This is a genomic window from Candidatus Obscuribacterales bacterium, assembly GCA_036703605.1.
GTDB lineage: Bacteria > Cyanobacteriota > Cyanobacteriia > RECH01 > RECH01 > RECH01.
The window spans coordinates 1-5,906 of record DATNRH010000016.1; the positions used below are offsets into that span (position 1 = coordinate 1).

Genomic DNA, 5,906 nt, shown 5'->3' on the forward strand with positions numbered 1-5,906 from the left:
AAACACGACGGGTTTTCCCTGAGGATTACCGCATTCTTCAACATAGATAGTATGTAGGTCAGAAACGGGTAGGGTATAGGTGCAATAGGGCTGAATAGGAGGATAAAGTTCACGCATGGATGACAGTGAAATCTCAGTGAATAGAACACAATGAATAGAGCAGGTTAGAAACGAGGACGGGAATTAAATAGCCCTAGTAATGGACCGAGAATGGCACCGAAGACAAAGCCGCCCGCATGGGCCCAGTAGGCAATGCCGCCGCTTTCCATGCCGACATTGGTGGTTACGTCTAGACTAGCCACGCCATAAAAGGCTTGCTGAACAAACCAAATTCCCAGAAAAATAAAGGCAGGAATGCGCACGGTGGTGATAAAAATCCCGAGGGGGATTAAGGTGAGGATTCTCACCTTAGGGTACCGAATAATATATGCACCCATGACCCCCGCGATCGCTCCACTTGCCCCTAGGGATGGAATGTCTGATAGGGGCGCAAAGTACCACTGGGCTAGCGACGCCAAGACGCCACAGGCTAGGTAAAAGACCAAGAACCGCACGCGTCCAAGCTGTTCTTCTAAATTATTGCCAAAAATCCACAGATACAGCATGTTGCCGCCCACGTGGGCCAGGCCAGCGTGCATAAATTGGGACGTAATCAGCGTAAACCATTCAGCAGCTTTTTCGCCAGCAAAACCGCTGGGATAGTGAAAGCTGCGGGTTAACTCAGCAGGCACAACGGCCCAGGTTCTAAAGAAGGCTTCGAGGTCTTGAGGAGAGAGAGTAATCTCGTACAAAAATACGAGGATGTTGATAGCAATAATTGCATAGGTAAGATAGGGAGTAATGCGAACGGGGTTATCGTCTTTTAGAGGTACCACGGGGTTGCCTTACGTAGGGGACAAAAATGGAACGACCCCCAGCTTGTCATTAAATGGTTCCTGGGAGCGATCGCTTCTTGGATTCTCCCAAATCTTGGAACGCCTATCCATAACTCTTTGGGCTGAACCTTTGGCCCGAGCGATCGCTAGGAGGGTTCTTGGGGCGATTCGACCACGGGGAGCCACAGTTGGGAGACGTGGGTGGCGGCGCTGTGGATGGCTAGGGTGATGATCTGGGCTTGGATGAGTTGTCCATCGTGGGTGCGATCGCCCGTGCCGGGGTTAACCGCATAGGCAGGAAAGCAAGCTGCGCTGAGGCTGAGACGTAGGGCATGACCAGCGGGGATGCAGATGCAGGTAGGCTGAAGATTCACCTCAACAGCATGGCGTTGCCCCGGCGGGACGCCGTCTGTGCGCTGATAGCCTTGGCTCATGGACATCACTCGACCGGTGGGATCCACAGAGGACACCACGGCGCAGAGGTCAAAGCTAGGAGCATCGGCGGTGCAATAGATTACGGCCCGTAGGGCTCCGGCCAGATGGAGGTCATGGGAGAGGGGTGCGGTGGTGTAGGTGGCCACATCCGTACGGCAGTCCACGGCCGTGCGATCGCCCGCCCCAGCCGGAAATGCCGCGTGGCCGCCCACCGTCGGCACCGGCCGCCATGGATCATGAACGAGCTGGTCTGGAGTAGCAGCTCCACCCATAGCATCCTGAACCACCACATCCTGCACAAGCTGACCATCCTGAGGATCAATCGTGGCTAAACCATGGCTCACCAAGGTATGGGGAACGGCCGTGTTGGGAACCTGGGAGAGCGATCGCCATTGATTGCTGCCCATTTCAAACCACTGCACCGGTGGCTCGTCTAATAAACCGGTCGATTCTCCTTTAAGAAACTGGTTAAACCAGCGCAGTTGCACTCGGTCAATAGGGCTAGCAGCCTCAGGGCCGTAGTTCACCGAGCCAACCTGCTGTCCCCAGGGCAAATGACCCCAGGGGCCCACCCAGAGATGCTGAGTGTGAATACTACCCGCCGCCATCTGATGATAGAACCGCAGGGTACCCCGCAAATAGCTATCGTGCCAGCCGCCAATGTGCAGCATGGGTAAGTCCATCACGGCAGGAAAACCCTGGGGGGAAAGCGATCGCCAATAGTCATCCGGCGTCCCATGGTGCAGCCAATCGTGGTAGTAGGAGTCAGGAGCCCATTGGCGTAAGAGATCAGACTGACCGTTCACCGGATCGGTCAAGGGCAGCGCGTGGCCAGCTTGATAGAGCAATCGATAGGCCTCTGATTGGCCTGCCCGCCGCGCTGTTTCTGCTGCCAGTTGGATCGCCCAACCTAGATTACCCTGGAGGCAAAAGGCACCGCCCTCATAGGCCCAGTCGGCGTAGAGATCATAGCCAATCATGCTGGGGCAGAGCGTCACCAAGGCGGGCGGTTGAGCCATGGCCGCATAGAGCTGGGTCATGCCTTGATAGGAAAAGCCATACATGCCCACCTGCCCCGTACTGCCGGGTAAGCTCGCAGCCCAGGCAACGGTATCGAACCCATCATCGATTTCCTGAGCAAAGAGGCGAAACTCTCCCTCCGAACTGCCTCGCCCCCGCACATCTTGAATGACCACAATGTAGCCATGGGCAGCGTACCAAGCCGGATGAGCGTAGACCACCGTGGAAGCGATCGCCCGTCCATAGGGCTGCCGCATTAGTAAAACGGGATAGTCACCCTCCACAGCAGGATAGTAGACATCCGCATCCAGACGCACCCCGTCGCGGGTGTGCATCGACAGGGTTTGTTTCGGTTGAACCGGCCACATGCGCTTGTTGATTCCCTAACAGGCTACTAGCATATCGGTACGGTTCAAGACTCGTAAATCCTCTTCATCCAACTCCGCAGGAATGCCATTGCGAATCAATTCCACAAAGTCTTCATTGGGAACCATGATGCATAGGGCATAAAGGCGACCCGGCCCAGCATTTTCTAGAGCATGGATGCCGTCAGCCGGTACTAAGATACTATCGCCAGGCTTGAGAATCATGGTTTTGCCGTCACACACCGCCCGCCCCGTACCCTTGAGGATAAAAAACATCTCAATGGCCATGCAGTGGCGATGGGCCGGCGTGCGGCCACCTTCTTCAAAGATTTCTACACAGTAAGTGAGCGAGGTATTAGCCGTTTCAGGATCGAAGACAATGGCCAAGCGGTTGCGGTCTTCAGGACTAATTTGAAAGACCTGTAAGTCACGGGGGGACTTTACAACAGGAATCATGCAGCGTGTAGTGTCATCCATAGCCAATGCGGTCTCCTATAGCTTAGGCGGAACAAACGGGGATCAATCAGCCGAGGTACTTCCAGTTTGCACGGCTCAAACCGGTCTTGACTCATTTCCACTGAAATGTTTCCGTTTGTCATCCTGGGCTGAAGATCAGCGCACTGTCTGTAGCTAGCGTCACAACCGCTGCCCCCACCCAATCCAGCTCGCATTGACGATGCTTTCTGAGGTTGTTACAACATGTTATGGCACTTAGGCAGGAGTTCTAGCGTCTTGGCCCAATACCAGCTTCTTTGAGTACACTCAAGGGGCACAGTCTCACACACCGCGTTACCCAGGAGCGATCGCACCCATGAACCGTTACTCTTTGCTGATTCCCCTCACTGTTGCAGCTACTGTTGTTGGTTTGAGTACTCCGGCCCGTGCCGAGGATCTTGTACATCTACAGCAGTTGATGAACACCCGCGAATGTTCGGGATGTGACCTCTTCAATGCTGGGCTAGTGAATAGTAATCTGAGCGGGGTTGACCTATCTGGAGCCGATCTACGAGACGCTAACCTGAACCGAGCCAATTTGCGGGGTGCCAATTTACAAGGGGCGAATCTCCGGGGCGCGGTGTTGAGCTATGCGGATCTCACAGATACCGATCTACGCGGTGCAGATCTCACGGGAGCCGATCTGCGAGAAGCCTATTTTACTAACTCCAACATGACCGGCGCTATTCTCACCAACGCCTTCTTGGTCGGCGCAGTTAACTTACCTGAAAGTGTCATCACCGCCGACATGCTCTACAGTTGGGGACTCACTGAAACCCAGCGAGGCAACTATAGCGGATCCATTGACTACTATAACCGCGTCTTAGCCATGGATCCGAACTATACCAATGCCATCTTGGCACGGGGCATCTCCCGCTACCGTCTTGCAGATATGGAAGGAGCCCTGACCGATGCAGCCACGGCTGAACAGATGTATGTGGCGGAGAATAACGTAGCGGGGCAGGAGTCGGCCCTCCAACTGAGTACGATGGTGGCACTGTATGAGCAAGCATCCGAGCGAGAGTATGATGCAGGACAGCCAAACTTCCTGAACTTCGTTAGCTCGTTGTCCACTATGGTTCTAAGATTCTTACTTCGCTAGATTAAGATAACTCACTCTGTCTACAAATGAACTGGGCTAAAGTGTGACCGGCCAGCGATCGCTTCCTTGATGACGCATTTCCTTGCTGGTGTATCACAGAAACTAGATGGCGAGTTATGGACGATGGTTCAAACCCAGCGAGTCATCCTAGTCTGACGGCCAATCTATTCGATGATCAACAGGTCACCCATTCACTGCCAACACTAGGGACGCGATCCAACATTTGATCCAAGATGGGCAAACCCCATGATTGCGATCGCCAGCGGTATCAAACGGTACCGAATTGAACCGTCAAAATTGGGTATGGTCAGCCTCTAAGAGCAGATCTCACGGACTAGTATGCGGTTGGAGCAATTGCAGGCGTTTTTGGCGGTCGCAGACACGGCTAGCTTTCAACAAGCGGCACGGCGCTGCAATATCACTCAGTCTACGGTCAGCCGCCAGATTCAGAGCTTAGAAGCTGAACTGGGCGCGCCTCTCTTCCATCGCGGCAACACCGCCACCCTAACCACTATTGGCGAACGCTTTTTACCCCGGGCCCAGCGCATTTGTCGAGAATGGCAAACAGCGGTAGAGGATATTGGCGAACTTTTGCAGGGCAAACAGCCGGAGCTATGTATTGCCGCCATCCATTCCGTCTGCGCCCGCTACCTACCGCCGGTGCTGCAAACCTTTTGCCGCGACTATCCTGGCGTGCAGTTGCGGGTCACCTCCCTGGGCAGCGATCGCGCCCTGAAGGTTCTCAAAGACGGTTTGGTGGACTTGGCGATCGTCATGAATAACCGCTTCCTCACCAGCAGCGCCGAGCTGGTGGTAGATCTGCTCTACACCGAACCTGTTTGCGTTTTGATGTCGGCCCAGCATCCTCTCACCCGCTATCAACAGGTACCCTGGGCTGATCTCGCCCAGTTTCCCCATGTGGTCTTCAAAGATGGCTATGGGATGCAGCGCTTGGTGCAAGAACAGTTTCAGCGCCAGGACATGACCCTCAAAGTCGCCATGGAGCTGAATACCCTCGATGCCTTTCGTGGCATTGTCCGCCAGGGCGAATTAGTGGCGCTGTTGCCCATCTCTGCCCTGGCCGATGTTCATCAGGATGAAACCCTTGCTATTCGCGACACCGATACGCCTACCTTGCATCGAGAGGTAGTGCTCGTGACAACCAGCGATCGCCTCCAGATTCCCCCGATCGCCCACTTCCGCGACCTAGCCCATCAACTCCTAGGCAGCCAACTTGGCATACAATCGCTCCTCAAAATCCGCTAAACTGCTAAATCTTGGCCCTCAGCCACCTGCTGTCTATGCTACCGAGGCCCCTACTATGAGCCATGTCTTTCGGGAACTATTGCAAAAGGTGGGAAGTGGAACCCATACCCACAAAGACCTGACTCGGGCAGAGTCGGCCGCCGCCACGCGGATGATCTTGCAGCAGGAAGCCACCCCTGCCCAAATCGGCGCATTTATGATCGCCCATCGCATCAAGCGCCCCAACGGAGACGAGCTAGCCGGCATCCTGGATGCCTATGATGACCTAGGCCCAAAACTGCAGCCGATCAACAGCGATCGCCCCGTGACCATCCTCAGCAACCCCTACGACGGGCGATCGCGCACCGC

Annotated in this window: 6 protein-coding genes; 3 read left to right on the top strand and 3 right to left on the bottom strand. The window is 54.9% G+C overall.

The window, feature by feature from the left end; genetic code table 11:
* Positions 1-164: 164 nt before the first annotated feature.
* The 3 genes from V6D20_00450 to V6D20_00460 form a co-directional block, all read right to left on the bottom strand.
* Entirely contained in the window at positions 165-875 is a 711-nt protein-coding gene (locus V6D20_00450; protein HEY9814266.1) for a rhomboid family intramembrane serine protease, read from the bottom strand.
* A 146-nt stretch (positions 876-1,021) separates the two neighbouring features.
* On the bottom strand, positions 1,022-2,698 hold the full coding sequence (locus V6D20_00455; GenBank protein ID HEY9814267.1) for a CocE/NonD family hydrolase: 1,677 nt from the start codon (positions 2,696-2,698) through the stop codon (positions 1,022-1,024).
* A gap of 15 nt (positions 2,699-2,713) precedes the next feature.
* The gene (locus V6D20_00460) at positions 2,714-3,172 is read right to left on the bottom strand and encodes a cupin domain-containing protein (GenBank protein ID HEY9814268.1); all 459 of its coding nucleotides are present in this window, start codon (positions 3,170-3,172) and stop codon (positions 2,714-2,716) included.
* 334 nt (positions 3,173-3,506) lie between these two features.
* Between V6D20_00460 and V6D20_00465 the strand changes: the two genes are divergently transcribed.
* From V6D20_00465 to V6D20_00475, 3 genes are all read left to right on the top strand, one after another.
* Positions 3,507-4,292, top strand: a complete 786-nt coding sequence (locus V6D20_00465) for a pentapeptide repeat-containing protein (GenBank protein ID HEY9814269.1) — start codon at positions 3,507-3,509, stop codon at positions 4,290-4,292.
* Between the two features lie 339 nt (positions 4,293-4,631).
* Positions 4,632-5,558: a LysR family transcriptional regulator gene (locus V6D20_00470; protein ID HEY9814270.1), complete on the top strand. Its 927-nt coding sequence runs from the start codon at positions 4,632-4,634 to the stop codon at positions 5,556-5,558.
* 55 nt (positions 5,559-5,613) lie between these two features.
* A partial coding sequence (locus tag V6D20_00475; protein ID HEY9814271.1) for a hypothetical protein occupies positions 5,614-5,906 on the top strand: 293 nt, incomplete at its 3' end.